Here is a 19669-nt window from a genome sequence, read left to right on the forward strand (position 1 = left end):
CTGGGTGGGCTGGATCAGGAACGGCAGGGCGGCCAGAAGTCCGATCTGGAAGTTGTTGGCGCCCATCAGCAGAGCGTAAGCGGTGAGAAACCCGCTCTCAGTTATGCTGCTGTAACCCATCGTGGCCGCGCCTTCCCAGGTCAGCCACTTCATACCGCTCTCGACCTCATCGTCAGAGAGCGTGGGTCTTGGCAAAAGGAATCGCATTATCGCCACGACAGGGATGTTCGGTGCCCCCGGTCAGGTGACCAATGTCCGGCAGGTCAGGTAAAGGGCAGTTCGCTCGGCCCGGTGTCAGTATGCGCCGACCAGATACAGGGGTCAAATGTGAGCTAGCGGGGGCAGGCCTGAGGTATAATCGGCATCCAGAAAAGCCGCACTCAGCCGAGAGTGCGAGACCCCTTACCGACCGGAGACCGACTGACTTGTCCCCCCGACTCCCACTCGCGCACCTGCGCGCCACCGTGCTCACACAGGCGTGGGCCGGCGCATACGCCACGCGTCTGCTCGCCGACATGGGCGCTGAGGTCATTCAGATCGAGGCGCTGAACAGGATAGACCCCTGGCGCGGCGGCTACCCTCCACGGCTGTCAGGTACGTATCCTGATCAAGAGCCCGGAGATCGCCCCTACGACCGCAACGCCGCTTACAACTCGGTCAACACCGGCAAGAAGGGCATCACCCTCGACCTCAACTACCCCGAGGCCAGGGACGCACTGCTGGAGCTCGTGAGCATATCGGACGTCTTCGCTGAGAATTTCTCTGCAAGGGTGTTGCCGAACCTGGGCCTAGAGTATCCGGCCCTGCGGGAGGTGAACCCCTCCATCGTGCTGCTGCGTATGCCCGCCTACGGCTGTGACGGGCCGTACGCCACCTATATGGGCAACGGCGGCTCGATTGAGCCGATGTCGGGCATAACCTCGCTCCTCGGATATCGCGGAGAACCGCCGATAAACTCCGGCGTCATGCACACCGACCCGTTCGCAGGCATGATGGCGACGTCGGCCATCATGATCGCGCTCCACCACCGCGCCCGTACCGGACAGGGACAGGAGATCGACCTCTCCCAGCAGGAGACTTCGATCGGACTGATAGCCGACCGCGTTATGGAGTACTCGATGAACGGCACGGGCCTGGAGAGACGCGGCAACCGCAGCGACCGGATGGCGCCGCACGACAACTACCCGTGTGCGGGAGACGACTCCTGGGTCGCCATCGCTGTTCGCTCCGACGACGAGTGGACGCGGCTGTGCGCCTTGATGGACGCTCCCGGTCTCGCAAACGACCACCGCTTCAGGGACCTCAGCGCCAGGCTGGAACATGCCGACGAGCTCGACGCGATCATCTCCGAGTGGACTCGCGACAAAGACGCCTACGAGGTCACAAGGCTTCTGCAGGCTGAGGGCATTCCCAGTGCTCCCGTACTCAAGGCTACAGAGCTGGCCGACAACCTGCAGCTTCGAGAGCGAGGCTTCATACAGTCCGTAGACCACCCAGAGGCCGGTACGCAGGGATACGCGGGCGTCGCCTGGAAGCTGTCACGCACTCCCGGCAATCTGGGAGGCCCGTCGCCGAAGCTCGGACAGCACAGCGTCGAGGTTCTGCGCGACTATCTGGGCAGGTCGGACGAGGGGATCGGCGACATGGTCGCCCACGGCATCACCGGAGACACCCCGGACCTGGACGACTGACCCTATCTAATCGCGTACAGCACGCCGTTCTTGGTAGTCACGAACATTGTGCTCCCGGCAATGACGGGCGTCGATACGATCTCATCCTCGGCGTCAACGGTGAACCGCCAGCGTTCCTCTCCGGTGAGCGTGTCAAGTCCATATAAGACTCCACCTTTATCGCCCACGTAGACTGTGTCGCCTCCTACCGATGGGCTGCCGTTAACCCCGTTGTCCAGCTTCAACCTCCACGCAAGGGTACCCTGCGGTCGGTCGAAGGCAAACAGATCGCCCGTATCTGATACCGAGAAGAGGTGGTCGTTGCCCTGCACCGGACCGGACTGGAATCTCTGGCGGGGGGCGCGGAAATTCCACACGTACCCCTTCGGCGGTGGAAGCGTTTCTACGAACTGCCATACGTAAAACTGCGTGCGTGCGAACCTCGCCAGCTTTTCGAACGGCAGTTGTTGCTTTCTCCAGTCGATGCCGACGATGGCCCCTCGGGTGTCAACCGCGTAAAGCAGATCACCGTCGAGCGTGGGTGGAGCGATCGACTCTCCAGCGATGTTGAAGTCGAGCCGGATTCTGCCGGTTAGAGCGTCGAGGATCTGAACGGCACGGCCCTGCGATACGATACCGATGACCTCGTCCGAGACCGCCGGGCTGGAATTGAGCCTGCCCGCAGCCCTGAAGCTCCAGAACTCCTCGCCCGTCTGCGCATCAAGCGCGTACAGCCTCTCGTCGCTCGAACCAATGTAGACGATGCCGTTTCTCACAGTCGGAGAAGCCACGATGTAGCCTCTCGTCAGGTGCTCCCACACCAGCTCTCCATTGGCAGTCGATAGCGCGATGACTCGGTTGTCCCTCAGCCCCACGTACAGCAGGCCACCGGCCACGGCTGGAGACGAGGCGACGGGACCGCCCACATCGGTCTCCCAGACCACTTCGCCTGACTCGGCATTCAGGGCCACGACCCGCTTGTCTCCGGTACTCGCGTAGACTGTCCCGTCGACAACTGCTGGGGACGACTCGAATGGCGCGTCGGTCTCCAACTGCCAGATGATCCGCCCCTCTGGTGCGCCGTCCGGCCACGAGTTCAGGCCCGAGTGGGACGGGTCTCGCCCGATCATCGGCCAGTCGGCCTCACTCATCGGCGCAGAGGTGACGTCAGAGCTCGGGTTAGGTGGGTTGCGACTCGGGCCGAGGCTCCAGAACACCCAGATCCCGATGGCCAGCGCGATCGCGGCAACCATCCCCCAGCGGATTGCTCGTCTGAGCAGCAGCCTTAACCTCCGCTGGCTGGCGCGCCTTTCTGCCTCCTCTGAGCTCACATGCTCGGCGCGAGTGAGCCCCACCCGGCAGTGGAAGCAGTAAGAGGAGTCGAGTTCATTCGATTGCCCACAGGCAGGGCAGATGGCAACGGTTCTCATAACACACGATGATACAAGAACACACCGCCCCGATGCACTGAGGGGTGAACAGCCGCCTCTGAATTGACCCCTGTTTGGTACGTACATATCATCCGCGGTGAACGAGGACACGGGACTGGGATGAAGGTGTGTCTAAGATATTGAACAGAATGACCTGCGAGGCCGCTCGCCACCTGCACCTCGTTGCGTTTGCGCCGGTGCTGGCGCTTGCGGCCTATGTGCGGCTGTACGACCTCGGGCACGGGCATCCTGGACTTGCGATATACACGTCCATCTCGTCGCACGCGTACAAGTCGTTTCACAACTGGTTCTACCCCAACATGTTTGCCGACGGCTCGATACTCGCCGACAAGCCTCCGCTGTTCTTCTGGTACCAGGGACTGTTCATCGCGCTGCTTGGACCTTCGAACGTCTCGTTCAGGCTGCCTGTGGCGATCGCCGGAATCTGCTCCGTCGTGCTGCTGTACGTGATAGTCAGGCGTTGCAGCGGCACGCTCCCGGCACTGATCGCGGCTGCCGCGCTTGCCATCATGCCTATCGACGTCAACTACTCGCGGGGTACGTTCATCGAGCCCGTCGTCACCGTGACGATGCTGTTCGCGGCGTACTTCGTCGTCCGGGCGGTGCAGGAGAAGCGCGAGGGATTCTACTACGTCGGCGGATTCATCCTGGGACTGGCGTTCATGGTCAAGCTGTGGCAGGGACTGCTGCCCGCCCCCGCGTTCGCGCTGCTTGCGCTGGCGTACAGGTGGCAGCCGTGGCCGGACTTCGTGAAGATCGGGCTGAAGTGCACGGCGGTCTTCCTTGTGGCCGCCTTCTGGTGGCCGCTGATAGTCTGGCTGACCCCCGGAGCGTACGACTCCGTGATGCACGCCGACAACGTGTGGCACATGATCTTCGGCTGGAACCTCTTCGAACGGTACGGCGAGCTCGAGTACGGCGCGCGTCACCGCCGCGATATGCTGTGGTTCATCACCGGCCCGATGAGCGTGTACTTCGGGACTTCACTCTTCCCCGCGACGCTGCTGGGAGCATTCGCTGTTATTGGCGGAGTGTGGCACCGCGCCTGGGAAGCCGGAACGAGGGTGTGGAATTCGCTATCGGACCAACTGCTCCCTCTCCCTGAGAGCCTGCCCCGTACTCGATACGGGGGAGAGGGTTGGGGTGAGGGGGAAACCTCTACCCGAAAATTCTCTGTGCTGGCCGAACGTCTGCGCTTGCTCGTCGGACCTGTGTGGACTCGAAAGCTGTCGCGACCCGTTCCGCCCGATGCGCTGCCCGGTCTGGGACTCGGCGTCCTGTGGCTGGTCTGGCTGGGCATTGGCGTGATCGGATTTGGCGGCGCGTCGATCAGGTTGGCCACATACTGGACAGCCACGACGCCCGCCATCGCTGCACTCGCCGGCATTGGTATTGCCTCCATTCCATCCCTGGTGCGAAGAGGCAGCGTCGCAGCATGGCTGGTCTTCCTTGGAGCGCTTGCGGGCGTTTTCTACTGTACGAATGTCTTTGGACTCTTCCGGGAGGTCGCCCCCTACTTCAGGGCTGCTTCGAATATCTCGCTGCTGTTTGCGGGGATGATCGCTGTTGCGGCTGTCTTCGTGTACTTCGGGTGGCGGCCATTCAGGTTCGACGTGTCCGCCGCGATGCTGCTGACCGTCTGCGTCGGGGCAATCACACTGACGGCCACGGTGACCTATCACAATCTCACCAACCCGCGCGACGACACGCTTGGCAGGATCGGCTTCGACCAGATCGACATTCCCGGAATCATAGGCCCGGAGCCGACGCTCGATGAGGAACGCAAGCAGAGACAGGGCGCGCTGATTACCGCGATAGTCAGGACTGAGTTCGACCAGGTCGAGGCCGCCCTGGAGTACGTCCGGGAGCGTCGAGGCGAGGCGCGATACCTGCTCGCGAGCGACACCTACAACACCGGCGCAATGGTCGCGCTGATTACTGGGGAACCCGTGCTGCCGCTCTACTCCGAGTACAAGTTGGAGGCGCTGATAGAGGACGCCGAGTTCAAGCGCCTTCTCGAAGAGGGCCACATACCTTTCATCCTGACGACGAGGCACATGCTCTACATGGACTTCGATCTCTATACGCGGATGAGAACGTCATCGCTCGAAGTCACGACGAGATCCGGCCTTCCAGGAGGCGGCGAACTCGAGCTTCTCCGGGTAACAGAATGGTAGGAATTCCTGGATGCAGTGCGATTCCTGAATCATTCACATATTGACCGGGTGTGCATTTGTGTGTTATTTATTCCCAACGTTCATCGTGTGAGCCAATGAGTAGCATCGGGCTCCTGAATACTTTGGGGGGATACTATATGAAGAGTGTCAGACTTCTAGGAATTGTCTGCGCGCTGTCGTTACTGACAGTCCTGGCTATGGCATGTGCTGCAGACGAGCCGAGCGCTCCGTCGGCACCACAGGCGCCTGCTGCCGCAGCTCCCGCTGCGCCGGCCCAGGCTGTTCAGCAAGCCGCACCGTCGGCTCCGCAGCAGCCCGCAGCTCCACAGCAAGCCGCACAGTCGGCTCCGGCGATCACGGCGGTCCCGGTAGCTCCGCAGGTGCAGAAGTTAGCGCCGCCAACTCCGGTGCCCACACCGGTCATGATGCAGACCAGCGACTGGGTTGCAGAATACGTTTCCAGCGCGGGCTACAAGCCTGAGTGGGGTGAGCCGGTCTATGGCGGCATCCTGCGATACGGCGCGAACCTGAAGCTGAACGGGCACGACCCGAACTACGGCCACACCTATGAGGGCCCGCAGTTCCTGCCCACGTACAACTCGCTGATCAAGTTCGACCCGTGGCAGGGCCTCACTGGACCCATCCTGCCTGATCTTGCCACGACGTGGGACATGTCCGGCGACGGCACGGTCATCACGTTCCAGCTGCGCGAGGGCGTCAGGTTCCAGGACAACCCGAACAGCACGCTTCCAGAGAGCGTACTGGCAAATGTTGCTGGCGACGACTTCACATGCGAAGACGCGGCCGCCAGCCTGCAGTTTGCCATCTACCCGCCGCAGTCCCTCAAGGACGTTGGCGTGACCCACGCAGGACCTCGCCTGGGCCTGTCACACCTCAAGGACGGCGGAGCGACCTGCCCTGACGGCCCAATGGGCTACACGCTCAGAGCCGAGTTCCAGGAAGCCCGCGCGGGCACGATCGGCAAGTTCGCCGGCGTGACCGGAATGCCCAACAACATGGACAAGGACCTCATCGAGTGGTGGACTGCCGAGTGCCCGGACTGCTGGGACCAGACCACTGACGTGACCTACCTGTACGGCACCGGCACCGGCGCGTTCATACCCGTCGACCGTGTGCAGGACGTAGGTACCAAGATCCGCGCCAACCCTGACTACTGGCGCGAGGGTCTGCCGTTCCTCGAAGGCGTGGACCACCTCGAGATCGAGGACGCCACCACGCGCTTCACCGCTCTCATCACCGGCCAGACTGACTACTACGGCGAGGGAAGCGCTTCGCTGCTCCCCGGCCAGGTCAGCCAGGTGCTCGAGCGGTACTCCGATGACATTCACCTGGAGCCTGTGCTTCACCTGTGGGGCAAGGGCCTCCAGTTCAACCTTCACCGCGAGCCGTTTAACGACGTTCGCGTGAGGACTGCTATCCACCTCGGCATCGACCGTGAGGACTGGGTGGAGATCAACAGGATCGAGGGCGGTGGCCAGAACGTCGTAGGCGTAATCAGGCCTACCAACTGGATGCCTCCCGGAACCGTCTGGGCTCTGCCCGACGACGAGCTCTGGGTAATGCCCGGCTTCCGCAATGGTCCTGGTGAGAAGCAGGTTGACATCGACGAAGCCAACCGGCTCCTTGACGAAGCCGGCCTGACTGGCAGCCCACGCTTCACAGCGGGCTGCATGACCACACCGGCTCAGATATTCATCGACGGCTGCCTGTACTTCAAGGACCAGCTTAAGAAGAACCTCGACATCGAGCTGAACGTCGACGTGGTCGAAGAAGCGGTACAGCGACAGCGTGGCCAGACCGGTCACGGCGAGCCGCCGGACTACGACGTACACTACGGCTCCAAGGCCAGGACCGACGTAGCGGACCCGTCCGACTTCTACAACATCTTCCTGGTTCCTGAGACCGAGAGCTGGTACCACCGTGGTACCGGACGCTTCCAGGCTGACCCTGAGAACGCCCAGAAGCTGCTCGACCTCTCCATAGCACAGGCTGTGGAACTGGACCCGGCGAAGCGACGCGAGATCGTCCATGAGATTGAAAGACTGTCAATCGAGACCATGTACATGGTCCCGATGCCCTGGTCGATCATCTGGCCCGCGTGGCACACGGACGTTCGCGGCTGGCGCATGTTTAACCACCCGTCCCAGATCAAGTGGGCTGGATGGGAGCGCGCCTGGCTCGCACGGTAGCGTGGACAGGTCTGAGGACCTGAACATCTGAAAAGGGCGCGCCCGAGTATCGCCTTGGCGATCCTCTTGGGCGCGCTCTTCGACTCTACCTACTGGATTTATCTCAACAGATCACCACTAGCCCCTCTCCCTTGATAGGAGAGGACCGAGGTTGGGGTGGCGGGTTTGCAAACCCCACTCATCCTGGCCTTCTCCCATAAGAGGAGAAGGAACGACTGGGAGAGATTCCTAGAGCTTACTGAATAGAGGGTGAACCAAAATGCAGCAATATCTCGCTCGAAGGCTCCTCTTCGGTGTGCTGACGGCGGCTCTAGTCTCCGTCTTGGTCTTTGCGCTAATGAGGATTGCCCCAGGCGATGTGGCGCAATCCATCGCTGCGCAGCAGGCTGGTGGCGAAGAAGGCACCGTCAGCGAAGAGCAACTGGAGCAGATACGAGAGGCGCTCGGACTGAACCGTCCCCTGCACATACAGTACTTTGACTGGATAGGCGGATTCGTCATAGGCGACTGGGGCGACTCTCTGTTCACCAAGCGCCCAGTGTTTACCGAGTTCAAGAAGAAGGTGGTCGTAACCGTCGAGCTGGTGATCATCTCGCAGATCATTGCAATCGCCCTGGGCCTTCCTGCGGGAGTGCTCATGGCGCTGAAGCAGGATACGAAAGTCGACTATACCGTCAGGATCGTATCGCTCGCTGGACTGTCCATACCATCGTTCTGGACCGCGATCCTGTTCCTGGTGGCCGGAGCCTACTTCTTCCGCTGGAATCCGCCGCTGGGCTACATGGAATTTGTCGACGACCCCATAGGTAATCTGAGCCAGTTCATCTGGCCGGCCTTGATGATCGGCTACATCAGCGCAGCGACAAAGGCACGCATGATGCGCTCGACCATGCTGGAAGTGCTGCGGCAGGACTACATTCGTACTGCACATGCCAAGGGGCTGAAGCAGGCTGTGGTTACCGCCCGCCACGCGCTCAAGAACGCCATGATACCGGTGGTCACCGTAATTGGGATCACCACCGCGCTTTCGCTTGGTGGATCGGTGGTTATGGAGCGTGTGTTCGTACTCCCCGGAATTGGTAGCTATATCGTTGACGGAATGCTGCAGCGGGACTACCCCGTGGTGCAGTCGATGGTGCTGTTCTTCGCGGCAGCGGTCATAGTGGTCAACCTTCTCGTGGACCTGTCCTACGGTTGGCTCGACCCCCGCGTACGGTACCAGTAGAGACTCGGCCCCGGAGTATCCACGCAATCACGAACCTTTAAGAGGAATCGAATGGCTATCCAACAGAGCGACATAGCAACGCTGGGACGGCCTCGTAAGAGGAATCCCGTGAAGCCCGTTGTGGACTTCATCTCGCGCAAGCCGCTTGGCGCGGCCGGCGCGTTGATAATCGTCATCATGGTGCTTATGGCGGTCGTGGGGCCGTGGATGACCCAATGGGATCCGCTTACCCACAACCTCCCGGATAAGCTCCAGACCCCTAATTGGAACCACTGGCTTGGTACCGACGAACTGGGCCGCGACCTGTGGGCGCGCATGATGACCGGCGCGCGTGTGTCTCTGCTTGTCGGCTTTGCCTCTGTAGCTTTCGGCTCTGGCCTAGGCGGCGTCATCGGCGTCATAAGTGGCTGGTATGGCGGCAAGGTGGACAACTCGATTCAGCGCATCATGGACGCGCTCATGTCGATCCCCACGCTGATACTCGCGCTCGCCGTCACGGCCGCTCTCGGCACCAGCCTGTGGAACATCATCCTGGCGATAGGAATCGTCCAGATACCGCGTGCCAACCGCGTGGTCAGATCGCAGGTGCTCGCGGTCAAGGAATCACAGTACGTGGACGCCGCGCGAGCAATCGGTGCGGTCAACGTGCGCATCATGGCCCAACACATCACCCCGCAGTGCGTTGCACCCTGGCTGATTATCGCCACCGGCGCGCTCGGAATCGCCATCCTGACTGAGGCCTCCCTGAGCTTCCTCGGTCTGGGAGTACCGCAACCTGAGCCGTCCTGGGGCGGAATGCTGACCGGCCCGGTACGCGACTGGTTCCCGATCTACCCGTACCTCGCCATCTGGCCAGGCCTCGCGCTGTCGCTGGCAGTGTACGGCTTCAACCTCTTCGGAGACGCCATCAGGGACGTACTCGACCCCCGCCTCCGAGGGACCTAGTCCGACAGCGGAACATAGCGAATCTCCTTTCACGGCCCGGAGTGACAATAGTCGCTCCGGGCTGTGCAGGTTATTGGGGATAGATGTAAACTGTTGGCGAAAACAAACCCTTCGGGAGGCATCGATGGCTGACAGCAGTACCTTTACCGCATACTTCAACGGAGAGTGGATTCCCTACGGCGATGTCAGGATCTCGCCAGAGGATCGCGGCTTTGTGGTCGCCGACGTCGTGTTCGACATCGCTCGTACCTTTGGCGGCAAGCCGTTCGTTCTCGACCGGCACATCGACCGCCTGTATCGCTCGCTGAAGTACATGCGCATCGACCCCGGCCTGACGCCCGATGAGATGACCGCCATCTGCGAAGAGGCTGTCGAGCGCAACCTCGACCGAATCGACGAGGCCGGCGACTTCCAGATTCACCCGTTCATAACCCGCGGTGTGGGACACGGCGTCGCCGACCCCACGTCCGCCACCGTGTGCGTCGCCATCAAGCCCGTCGCGTTCGAGTCGTTCGCGCGCTTCTACGTCGATGGCGCTCACGGCGTCATCGCCCGCACCCGCAGCTACTCAAGCGACACGATGGACCCCAAGGTCAAGCACCACAGCAGGGCCAACTTCGTCCTCGCAGAGCTCGAAGCCTCCGACGTCGATCCCGGCGCATCGCCAATTCTGCTCGACCAGGACGGCAACCTCACCGAGGGCATCGGCTACAACGTATTTCTGGTCAAGGACGGCGTGCTCAAGACACCGACAGACAGGAGCATCCTGCAGGGTATCTCCCGCAGCGTGATCACCGACGTCGCAGGGCAACTCGGCATCGATCTCGTCGAGGAAGACCTGCAGCCATACGATCTTTACACCGCCGACGAGGTCTTCTTCTCCAGGACCAGCCCGAGAATCGTGCCCGTGAGCCTGGTAGACCTCAGGCCAGTGGGCGACGAAACTCCGGGTCCGGTAACCCGGCAGCTGCTCGCCGCTCACAGCGAAATGGTCGACGTGGACATAGTCGGCCAGGCCCTCCACTACGGAGGCGTCCAGGGCTAGGGCATCGACACTTCAGTTTGATGGTCATGATCGTTCGTCACCGGATCAAGTCCGGCGCAGGCTCTGAGCTTGTCGAAGGGCCCCGATCCACCATGTTCCACTCAACAAGCCCCCTCTCCCTTGACGGGTGAGGGTGAAAAGCACGAATACATACCCCCTAAGCTCCCTCAGAGCCTGCCTCGTGCCTGACACGGTGGTGAAGGTGACACACAAGTGACAGACTCCGCCGGCAAAGCAATGACGGTGCTCGGGGCGGTCGAACCCGACCGCCTCGGCTTCACACTGATGCACGAGCACCTCTACCTCGATCTGCGCAGGAACCACCCGATCGACCCCGGCCTGACGCCGGACGAACGTGCCGTCTGGGAGGCGGACGTCGACCTGTCCAACCTCCACCTAGCGCGTCGCGCACTTCCCCTCCAGGACAACTACCTGCTGGACAACGAAGACAGCGCGATCGCCGAGGCGGCCCACTACCGCACCCTTGGCGGACACACGATGGTCGACGTCACCAGCATGGGTCTCGGAAGAGATCCTCAGGCCCTCAGGCGTGCATCAACCGCCACCGGACTCAACATCGTCATGGGCTCCGGCTGGTACCAGAAGGTATTCCACCCGGACGACATGGACTCTCGCAGCGTCGAGACGCTGACCGAAGAGATCGTCCACGACGTGACCGTCGGTGTCGGAGGCACGGGTATCCGCTCCGGCATCATCGGAGAGATCGGCGTCAACGGCGATCCCATCACCGACAACGAGGCCCGCAGCATTCGCGCTGCCGCAAGAGCAAGTCTGCTCACCGGCGCGGCTATCTCGTTCCACTCACCGCCTCTCAAGTCCGAGAAGCAGGACGTTCTCGACATCGTTGAAGAAGAGGGCGCAGACCTCACCCGCACCATCCTGGGGCACTCCTGCTCCATGGCCGACGACGTGCCGTTCATGCTGGAGCTGCTCTCCCGGGGCGTCTACATCCAGTTCGACACGCTCGGCGTGGTACGCACATCGGAGGAGCCTTCCCGCGATCACAACGTGGCGGTTGCCATCCCACAGATGATCGAGGCCGGATACGGCGACCGCATCCTGCTGTCGCAGGACGTCTGCTGGAAGTCCCACCTCAGGATGTACGGCGGCTCAGGCTACACGTACATCCAGGAGATTTTTCTTCCCTATCTGTCGTCACTCGGTGTCAGTGACGAGGCCCAGAACCAGATCATGGTCGAGAATCCCAGGCGGGTCCTGACGCTGGTAGCTCCTTCGTAGGGGACAGAAAATTCCCCTCTCCCTGAGGGCTTACAGGGGTAGGTATCCGCCAATCGTCATTCCGGCGGAGGCCGGAATCCAGAGGATGGGGATGTCCTTCGACAAGCTCAGGACGAACGAAGTGTCAGTCTACCTATCCCTGTCAGCTCCCTCAGTGAGAGGGTTGGGGTGAGGGTGAGAATCTCGAATACCCACCATTCTCAGTTCCTCCAAGGTGAAGATGAACCCCCTTTTGACCCCAGCATTAGACACTCGTTAAACTCTTCTTAACGTCCGCAACTCTGTTGCGGAATTCATGAAACTATCTGGGAGAAGTGAATGAGACGACTGAAATTTGTAATCCCCGTCGTGGTGCTGACCCTGGCACTGGGTCTGCTGGCGATGGCGTGCGCGGCTGAAGAGCCCGGCGCACCCGCGGAGCCGCAGGCACCCGCGCCAGCGGCTCCGGCTGCCCCTGCCATGGCAGGACAGACCACGCAGGCCGCGGCTCCCATGCAGCCGGCCGCAGCGGCTCCTGCCGCGACCGCTGTCCCGGCTCCTCCGGGGGCTCCTCAGGCCGCTGAGCCGATCATGGCGGCGCAGAGGACCACCTCGCGCCCGATGGTGGCATCCGACGCCGACACCAACATCTTCTCCGATGACAGGTTCGGTGGAACGCTCGTCTGGGTCCCGCAGGGAAGCGTGGGCAACCTCGACTCCATGACCTCCGGCTCGGCCATCGGCCGAGGCGTGTCCTGGCACTTCTGGGAATCCCTCGCACAGTGGGACTCTCAGGGCTTCATCAACCCTGACATGGCCGACAACTGGGAGGTGGACGGCGGTACCTACACCTTCACCCTCCGCGACAACCTCATGTGGCACGACGGCACTCAGGTCCTTCCTGAAGACGTAGAGGCGTCGATCACACGGTTCCGTGAGCAGGACACGTCCTTCAGCCCGATCCTCAACGAGATCTGGGAAGGATTCGAGACAGTCGACGACAAGACGTTCAGGATTGTGCTGAGCGAGCCGTCCGCGCTGTTGATGACTGCGCTGGGCTACGTCGGCGGCACACAGCCGAACATCATGCCCAAGGAGACCGCCGAGAAGTACCCGGCGGGTGAGTTGGTCCAGGACTTCGTTGCATCCGGTCCGTACAAGTACATTAGCTGGGATCCCGGAAACGAGATCATCCTCGACAGGTACGAAGAGTACGTGCCCAGGCGCGAGGAGCCCAGCTACCGCGCAGGCGCGAAGCTCGCGTACTTCGACCGACTCCACATGAAGGAGATCCCAGACCAGGAGACCCGTGTAGCCGCGGTGCTGACTGGGACCGTAGACTTCCTCGACGTTGTATCTTCGGACTTCTACGAAGAGGCGCTGAAGAACTCGGACCAGGTATCGATCCATATCGGCATTCCGGGCGCGCAGCCTGACATCGGCTTCAACACACGCGACCCCCTGCTGGGGTTCACTGAAAGCGGTCAGAAGCTCCGCCAGGCCATGCAGGCCGCTGTCAACGCCGAAGACATCATGAAGGGCTACGGCGATTCGCGCCTCTGGCAGCTCTGCCCGTCCCTCCAGATGTGCGGAACCCCCTGGGCCGAGCACACAGACAACGCAGAACTCTACAACCAGAACAACCCCGAGCGCGCCAAGGAACTGCTTGCCGAGTCGGGCTATGCTGGCGAGCCGATCATAATTCTGGACCCGACGGACTTCCCGACGATCCACCCGATAGCGCCGGTTCTCAAGGAACAGCTCTCGGCCGTTGGAATCAATGCTCAGGTCAAGTCAACTGACTGGGCGGGGCAGATCGCGACCTTCAGAGGTGTGGAAGGCTGGCACATCTTCACCAACTGGAACAGCAGCAACCTCTACCATCCGCTGGTTGCGACGCACTACAGGGTCGGCGAGACCAACTATGCAGCAGAATCCGCCACTGGACAGCTGATGACTCAGCTCAGGTCCGAGTTCGCCGCCGCACCGAGCCTCGAAGAGCAGTTCGCGGTCACTCGCAAGATGGCCGACGCTGCCTGGGCTGACCCCAGGAGGGTTACCTTCGGCCAGTTCTTCCAGCTTCGCATCTACGACAAGGACCTCAACGACATCGACGTTCGCGGCGCACCGGTAGGCTCCCCGCTCTTCCTCAACGTATGGTGGGGCGACGAGTCACGCAGGGCCGACGACCCCCGCTAATCAAGTAGGGGGAATCCGATCGACAATCCCCCTCTCCCTTGGGAGAGGGCTGGGGTGAGGGGAAATCGCCTCTCACCGACTTGGGAAAGTAACGTGCGTTCCCCCGTTCGGACACACCGAGTGGGGGAACCTAATCCCGGACGTGAAGTCTTCACCTCTTGGCAGTCCCAGAAGCTGGACGGAAGCTAAGGACGAAGACTTTAACCCATCTGCGTGAAGGAAAAAGAAGGCCTATTGTTCGCCTACATCGTCCGCAGACTGCTCGCCACGATCCCCGTCTTGGTGGTCGTCGGCCTGTTCACGTTCTTCCTGCTGCGCCTTACACCCGGCGACCCGGCCGCAGTAATCGCCGGTAACGAGGCCACCCACGAAGAGTACATCAAAATACGCGAGCGCCTCGGACTCGACGATCCCATATACGTCCAGCTTGGCAAGTGGGCCGGTCGTATCACGCAGGGCGACTTTGGAACGTCCATCAGGTCGGGCCGTCCGGTCTTCGAGCTGATCAAGGGACGTGTGGGGCCGTCGGTATCGCTGACGGTCGCCACGGAGCTTATAGCTGTACTGGTTGCTATCCCGTTGGGTGTTCTCGCCGCCTGGAAGGCGAACTCGATAGTAGACCGCGGAATCATGATCTTCGCCGCAGTTGGTTTCTCAGTACCGATCTTCTGGCTGGGATTTATCCTGATCTGGGTGTTCGGACTCTGGGCCTTCGGCATGGACAACCCGCTGCTGCCCGTTGCCGGCTACGTCAGGATTACTGACGACCTGTGGGAGTATATGCGCCACCTCGCCCTGCCAGCCTTTAGCCTGGGCCTGGTCGTCATCGCGCTTATCGCCAGGATGACCAGGGCGAGCGTCCTGGAAGTCCTGAAAGAGGACTATGTGCGAACGGCGCGGGCAAAGGGAGTGACTGAGAGGACCGTACTGGTCAGGCACGCGCTCCGCAACGCATCGCTGCCGATCCTCACGGTCGTCGGCCTGAGCCTTGCCGGACTACTATCCGGCGCGGTCGTGACCGAGAGCGTGTTCGCGATCCCCGGTCTTGGCCGGCTCGCCGTCGAAGCAATCGCGACGCGCGACTATCCTATAATCCAGGCGATGATCATCCTCATCGGCAGCTTCTACGTCTTCATAAACCTTGCTGTCGATATTCTCTACGCATTCCTAGACCCCAGGATCAGGTACTGATGGCCCAGGCAACCGGACATTCACTGGCCGAACAGGGGTCATCGCTGGCCGCACGTGCCTGGAGATCTACACTCCGTGTCGCCGTCCGCGAACCCACGATGGCGATAGGACTCGCGCTGCTGGCTATCCTGGTGCTCATCAGCGTTTTCGCACCATTTGTCATCGCCAACGAGCCGACCAAGATCAACATGGACGACCGGCTCGAAGCCCCGTCCACGAGCTATTGGTTCGGCACCGACGCCTTTGGACGCGATGTGTTCAGCCGGACGATGAGCGGTGGGCGCATCTCTCTGCTCGTAGCGGCTGGCGTCGCCGTACTGACGATGATCTTTGGCGCCACGTTCGGCTCACTGTCGGGATACTTCCGCAAGGTGGACGCCATTCTCATGCGCGTTATGGATGGGCTGATGGCGATCCCGACAGTCCTGCTCGCAATAGCTCTCATGGTGATGCTCGGCGCAAGCCTCCAGAACGTCATTATCGCCATAGTGATCGTGGACACGCCCCGCATGACCCGCATCGCGCGCGCGTCAGTGCTCAGCCTGAGAGAGCAGCCGTTCGTCGATGCAGCGCGCTCCATAGGAGCGAACAACGGCCGGATTCTCCTGCGACACGTCATCCCCAACCTGATGGCGCCCATCATCGTCATGGGCACCTACGTCGCAGCCAGCGCGATGCTGACCGAGGCTTACCTGAGCTTCCTCGGGGCCGGCATCCCCGCCATCGACAACCCAAGCTGGGGCAACATCATGGCCGAGGGACGCGGCTTCATCCACAAGGCCATGTGGGTGATCTTCTTCCCCGGACTGGTGCTCGCGATAACCGTGACCTCGATCAATCTGGCCGGCGACGGCCTTCGCGACATCCTCGACCCCAAGCTCGCCCACCGGATGTAGGCAGCGCGGCTCCCCAGCCGTTCACTCAATCGCGTACAGCGTCCCATCCCACGAGCCCACGTAGACCACGCCGTCTGCGACGATCGGTGTGGCGCTGATCCGCCCACTCGTCTCGAACTGCCAGCGCCGGGCGCCTGTCCCCGCGTCCAGGGAGTGCAGAATGCCGTCCGTGTCTCCCACCAGCACGACGTCTGCGACAGCCGACATCGACCCCGACACCGGCGCACCTACGGCTGTCTGCCACACGACTTCCCCCGTGCTCTCATCAGCCGCGACCACCTCTCCCCCGAAGTTCGCCGCGTACACGAGACCGCCTGAGAGCACGGGCGTACCCATGAATGCGTGTCCTGTGGCGGTGCCCCAGATGAAGCCCTTCTGATTCGCCAGCGTATCGATCATGCCCCAGTACAGGAGCTGTAACCGGACCTTCAGCCACAGCCATTCCAGCGGCCACGTACGCTCCCGCCAGTCGACGGCCTTGAGCCGGCCCCGACCGTCGGCGACTATGACGTGTTGTTTCCCGAACGTGGCCGATCCCCTCGGCGTCTCGGAGAGATGGAAGTCGAGCCGCTTCTTCCCAGTGTCTCTGTGCACCACGTGAAGCAGACCGTCGAACGACGCAATACCCACATAGTCATCGAACAGAGTCGGCGAGCTGCTGATCCACCCCCGAGTACTGTACGTCCAGCGCTCTCGGCCCGTGCCCGCGTCCAGTGCGTACAGGTTGCCGTCGCCGGACCCGATGTACACCACGCCGCGTTCGACGACCGGAGACGAAATCACCCTGGCCCCGGTCTTGAACTCCCATAGGACATCCCCCGATCCCAGATCCCGCGCTTCGACCCCGCCGTCGAAACGACCTATGAACAGCATCTCTCCGGCCACAGCGGGAGACGAGTTCAGCGTCCCTCCGGTGCTGTGCTTCCAGATCTCCTCACCCGTCTCTGCGTCTAATGCAGCAACTGACCCACCCCCGGTCGCCAGGTAGACAGTACCGTCGACCACGGCAGGCGATGAGTAGAGCGGCCCGTCCGACTCGTAGCGCCATTTGAGCACACCTGCCGGCGTCTTGCCGCTATCGAACGCCGCTCCGCTGTGTGTCGGATCACGCTGGTACATCGGCCAGTCGCTGCCGCTCGGAGACGAGCTTATGTCCATGGACGGCTCGGACTGGAACAGCGCCACACCGAAGTGCGGCAGTATGAACCACGCAGCAACGAGCGCAGCGACTGCGACTCCCGCTACCCACCGCAGCACCCGCCGGCTGAACCTCGATCTGCGGATTCGTATTGCCAGCGCATCCGCATCCGGCATGTCCAGCAGCTCGGCCTCCTCAGGTCGGTTAGCCCAGCAGTTGGTGCACCGGCTCTTGTCCTCGACGTTCGGACGCGAGCACACCCGGCACATCCACGCCCTCTGTGAGGCCTGACCTAACTCAGCCATCGGCTCACTCAAAGTTCATCGTCTGGCATCTGAATCATCTAATGGCTTTCAAGGTTGAATTCCAATCTACATGCCCTCTCTCCCCTGACAGGGGTAGGTATTCGCAAATCGTCATTCCGGCGGAGGCCGGAATCCAGGGGATAGGGGTGTCCTTCGACAAGCTCCTACCCCTGTAAGCCCCCTCTCCCTTGATGGGAGAGGGTTGGGGTGAGGGTGAAAAGTAAGATTACAGACCATCCAGTCACCACACACTCAAGGAGCAAACTCAAAGCTGCCACGCTCCACCACCCTGTACGTATCGTCACCTTCGACGATCTCGATAGCCGTGTCCAGCGGCACGCCCTCAAACCTCTGCCTCGTCCCGGACGCCGGCCACCATATCTCGATAGACTCGATGACCTCAGCATCTCCCAACCCTATCTCCTGCTCGAGGCTGGATGCTCCGAAGCTCCCGCCGCTGCTGACGACCGCGTGGACGGCTCGTATCCCCTCGCTCGTCGTCACGTTGACCCTGATACGCGCGCCAATCGCCGCGCGGTTCGACTGCGTTCCGATGAGCCGTATCGAGGTCCAGCGATTGCCCGAACCTGGATTCACGTACAGCGAGTTCACGAACCCATCGCTCGGGTAGAACCCTCCCACCTGCATGAATATGTCCTGGTCGCCGTCCCTGTCGAGGTCTCCGAATGCTATTCCGTGTCCCTTCTGTATGTGCCCGAGGCCTGCCGAGAACGTCACGTTGGAGAACGAGCCGCCACCGTCGTTCCGATAGGCCACGTTCGGCGCGAGCGCGTTGAACGCCGGAAATCCCGTGCCGATGTACATGTCGAGGTAGCCGTCGTTATCGAAGTCCCCGAAGTTGGCTCCCATGCCCTGATTGACGTCGTCGAGGCCCACCCGGGCCGTGACGTCCTCGAACCATTCATCCTGTCGAAGGGCCCCGCCGGTATTCCGGTACAGCCTCGGCCTCGCTCCGTCGCTCGGCAGTCCCATGTAGTCTGCTGCCACCGTGTCGATGTCCCTCGCGTATCCGGCGACGAATAGATCGAGCCAGCCGTCGTTGTCATAGTCCCAGAACCACGTCGGGAAGCTCTCGACCGGCCCAGTCACGCCGAGCTCAGGGGCAACGTCGGTGAACGTGCCGTCTCCATCGTTGCGGAACAGCCGGTTCTCATACGCGTAGTTCGACACGTATAGGTCCTGGTCGCCATCATTGTCGTAGTCTCCCCACGCGCTCCCCTTGCAGTATCGCATGTTGGCCACACCGGCCTGGCGCGCAACGTCTGTAAAGGAGCCGCTGCCGTCGTTCTCGAATAGCTGGCTGGGGAAGATTAACGCTGCCTCCTCGTCCTGCGTTTCGGGCATCGACTCGTTGCATGAGAACAGGTCGAGATCGCCGTCGTTGTCGTAGTCCGCCCACGCCGCACTCTGGCTGGGGACCGCAGGAAATGCCAGCCCCGACTCGTGCGTAACGTCGGTGAACGTGCCGTCCCCGTTGTTCCGCAGAAGCGACATTCGCATCTGCCCGTTCGACATCAGCCAGCCGCCGCGCATGACCAGTATGTCCATCCAGCCGTCGTTGTCGTAGTCGGCCTGCACGATGTTCAGTCCGCCGGTCTGCTCCGACAGTCCCGCTGCATTCGTGCGCTCGACGAATCGCCCGCTGCCGTCGTTAAGGTACAGCCTGAGACTCTGCGAAGGGTCCCAGCTGGAGGTCACGATGTCCAGCAGTCCATCGTTATCGAAGTCTTCGACGTTAGCTCCACCGGCAAGGTCGACCGAGTAGATTCCGATGTCCGCCGCGACCTCCCTGAATCGTCCGCCAAGTTCGTACTCGGGTTCGAACGCAGACGGCGGTACACGATGCATCTCGTCAACTCCAGCCGGGTACGTCCCACGCGCCATGTGCGCGATGTTGAGCAGCCAACGGCGTCTCACACTGTCCGGTTCCTGCTCGAGCAGGCCCTCAAGTATCTCT

General features: G+C 61.7%; 14 protein-coding genes. 10 read left to right on the forward strand and 4 right to left on the reverse strand.

From position 1 onward, the window contains the following. A partial coding sequence (locus J4G14_10030) for an MFS transporter (protein MCE2458138.1) occupies positions 1-195 on the reverse strand: 195 nt, incomplete at its 3' end. 230 nt (positions 196-425) lie between these two features. Here J4G14_10030 and J4G14_10035 point away from each other — a divergent pair. After that, complete coding sequence (locus J4G14_10035) at positions 426-1691, forward strand: CoA transferase (GenBank protein ID MCE2458139.1); 1266 nt, start codon at positions 426-428, stop codon at positions 1689-1691. Between the two features lie 2 nt (positions 1692-1693). Here J4G14_10035 and J4G14_10040 read toward each other — a convergent pair whose 3' ends face one another. Continuing rightward, a complete protein-coding gene (locus J4G14_10040) occupies positions 1694-2923 on the reverse strand; it encodes a PQQ-binding-like beta-propeller repeat protein (GenBank protein MCE2458140.1) in 1230 nt (409 codons plus the stop codon). Positions 2924-3240: 317 nt separating this feature from the next. On the opposite strand from J4G14_10040, the gene J4G14_10045 reads away from it, so the two are divergent. The 9 genes from J4G14_10045 to J4G14_10085 all read left to right on the forward strand — a co-directional run bounded on the left by J4G14_10045 (position 3241) and on the right by J4G14_10085 (position 16248). Further along, positions 3241-5298: a glycosyltransferase family 39 protein gene (locus J4G14_10045; GenBank protein ID MCE2458141.1), complete on the forward strand. Its 2058-nt coding sequence runs from the start codon at positions 3241-3243 to the stop codon at positions 5296-5298. A 137-nt stretch (positions 5299-5435) separates the two neighbouring features. Then, complete coding sequence (locus J4G14_10050) at positions 5436-7508, forward strand: ABC transporter substrate-binding protein (protein MCE2458142.1); 2073 nt, start codon at positions 5436-5438, stop codon at positions 7506-7508. Positions 7509-7767: 259 nt separating this feature from the next. Then, positions 7768-8733, forward strand: a complete 966-nt coding sequence (locus J4G14_10055) for an ABC transporter permease (GenBank protein MCE2458143.1) — start codon at positions 7768-7770, stop codon at positions 8731-8733. 51 nt (positions 8734-8784) lie between these two features. Then, positions 8785-9678, forward strand: coding sequence for an ABC transporter permease (locus J4G14_10060; protein MCE2458144.1), 894 nt, complete (start codon positions 8785-8787; stop codon positions 9676-9678). Positions 9679-9802: 124 nt separating this feature from the next. Then, positions 9803-10723: an aminotransferase class IV gene (locus tag J4G14_10065; GenBank protein MCE2458145.1), complete on the forward strand. Its 921-nt coding sequence runs from the start codon at positions 9803-9805 to the stop codon at positions 10721-10723. A gap of 213 nt (positions 10724-10936) precedes the next feature. Continuing rightward, complete coding sequence (locus J4G14_10070; protein ID MCE2458146.1) at positions 10937-11983, forward strand: aryldialkylphosphatase; 1047 nt, start codon at positions 10937-10939, stop codon at positions 11981-11983. A gap of 318 nt (positions 11984-12301) precedes the next feature. Next, the gene (locus J4G14_10075) at positions 12302-14161 is read left to right on the forward strand and encodes a hypothetical protein (protein MCE2458147.1); all 1860 of its coding nucleotides are present in this window, start codon (positions 12302-12304) and stop codon (positions 14159-14161) included. Positions 14162-14395: 234 nt separating this feature from the next. Next, positions 14396-15352, forward strand: a complete 957-nt coding sequence (locus J4G14_10080; GenBank protein MCE2458148.1) for an ABC transporter permease — start codon at positions 14396-14398, stop codon at positions 15350-15352. After that, positions 15352-16248, forward strand: a complete 897-nt coding sequence (locus tag J4G14_10085; GenBank protein ID MCE2458149.1) for an ABC transporter permease — start codon at positions 15352-15354, stop codon at positions 16246-16248. The genes J4G14_10080 and J4G14_10085 overlap by 1 nt, the downstream gene beginning before the upstream one ends. A 21-nt stretch (positions 16249-16269) precedes the next feature. On the opposite strand, the gene J4G14_10090 is transcribed toward J4G14_10085, so the two are convergent. Both J4G14_10090 and J4G14_10095 read right to left on the reverse strand, forming a co-directional pair. Continuing rightward, a complete protein-coding gene (locus tag J4G14_10090) occupies positions 16270-17691 on the reverse strand; it encodes a PQQ-binding-like beta-propeller repeat protein (GenBank protein MCE2458150.1) in 1422 nt (473 codons plus the stop codon). Positions 17692-17943: 252 nt separating this feature from the next. Beyond that, positions 17944-19669: CRTAC1 family protein (locus J4G14_10095; GenBank protein MCE2458151.1), on the reverse strand; the 1726-nt coding region annotated here is incomplete at its 5' end.

Source organism: Dehalococcoidia bacterium (assembly GCA_021295915.1).
GTDB lineage: Bacteria > Chloroflexota > Dehalococcoidia > Lucifugimonadales > UBA1123 > VXRN01.

Coding starts and splice junctions, on each gene's coding strand:
- J4G14_10040 (MCE2458140.1), bottom strand. CDS start 2,923: ATGGTTGCCGCGATCGCGCTGGCCATCGGGATCTGGGTGTTCTGGAGC.
- J4G14_10050 (MCE2458142.1), top strand. CDS start 5,436: ATGAAGAGTGTCAGACTTCTAGGAATTGTCTGCGCGCTGTCGTTACTG.
- J4G14_10055 (MCE2458143.1), top strand. CDS start 7,768: ATGCAGCAATATCTCGCTCGAAGGCTCCTCTTCGGTGTGCTGACGGCG.
- J4G14_10060 (MCE2458144.1), top strand. CDS start 8,785: ATGGCTATCCAACAGAGCGACATAGCAACGCTGGGACGGCCTCGTAAG.
- J4G14_10065 (MCE2458145.1), top strand. CDS start 9,803: ATGGCTGACAGCAGTACCTTTACCGCATACTTCAACGGAGAGTGGATT.
- J4G14_10075 (MCE2458147.1), top strand. CDS start 12,302: ATGAGACGACTGAAATTTGTAATCCCCGTCGTGGTGCTGACCCTGGCA.
- J4G14_10085 (MCE2458149.1), top strand. CDS start 15,352: ATGGCCCAGGCAACCGGACATTCACTGGCCGAACAGGGGTCATCGCTG.
- J4G14_10090 (MCE2458150.1), bottom strand. CDS start 17,691: ATGGCTGAGTTAGGTCAGGCCTCACAGAGGGCGTGGATGTGCCGGGTG.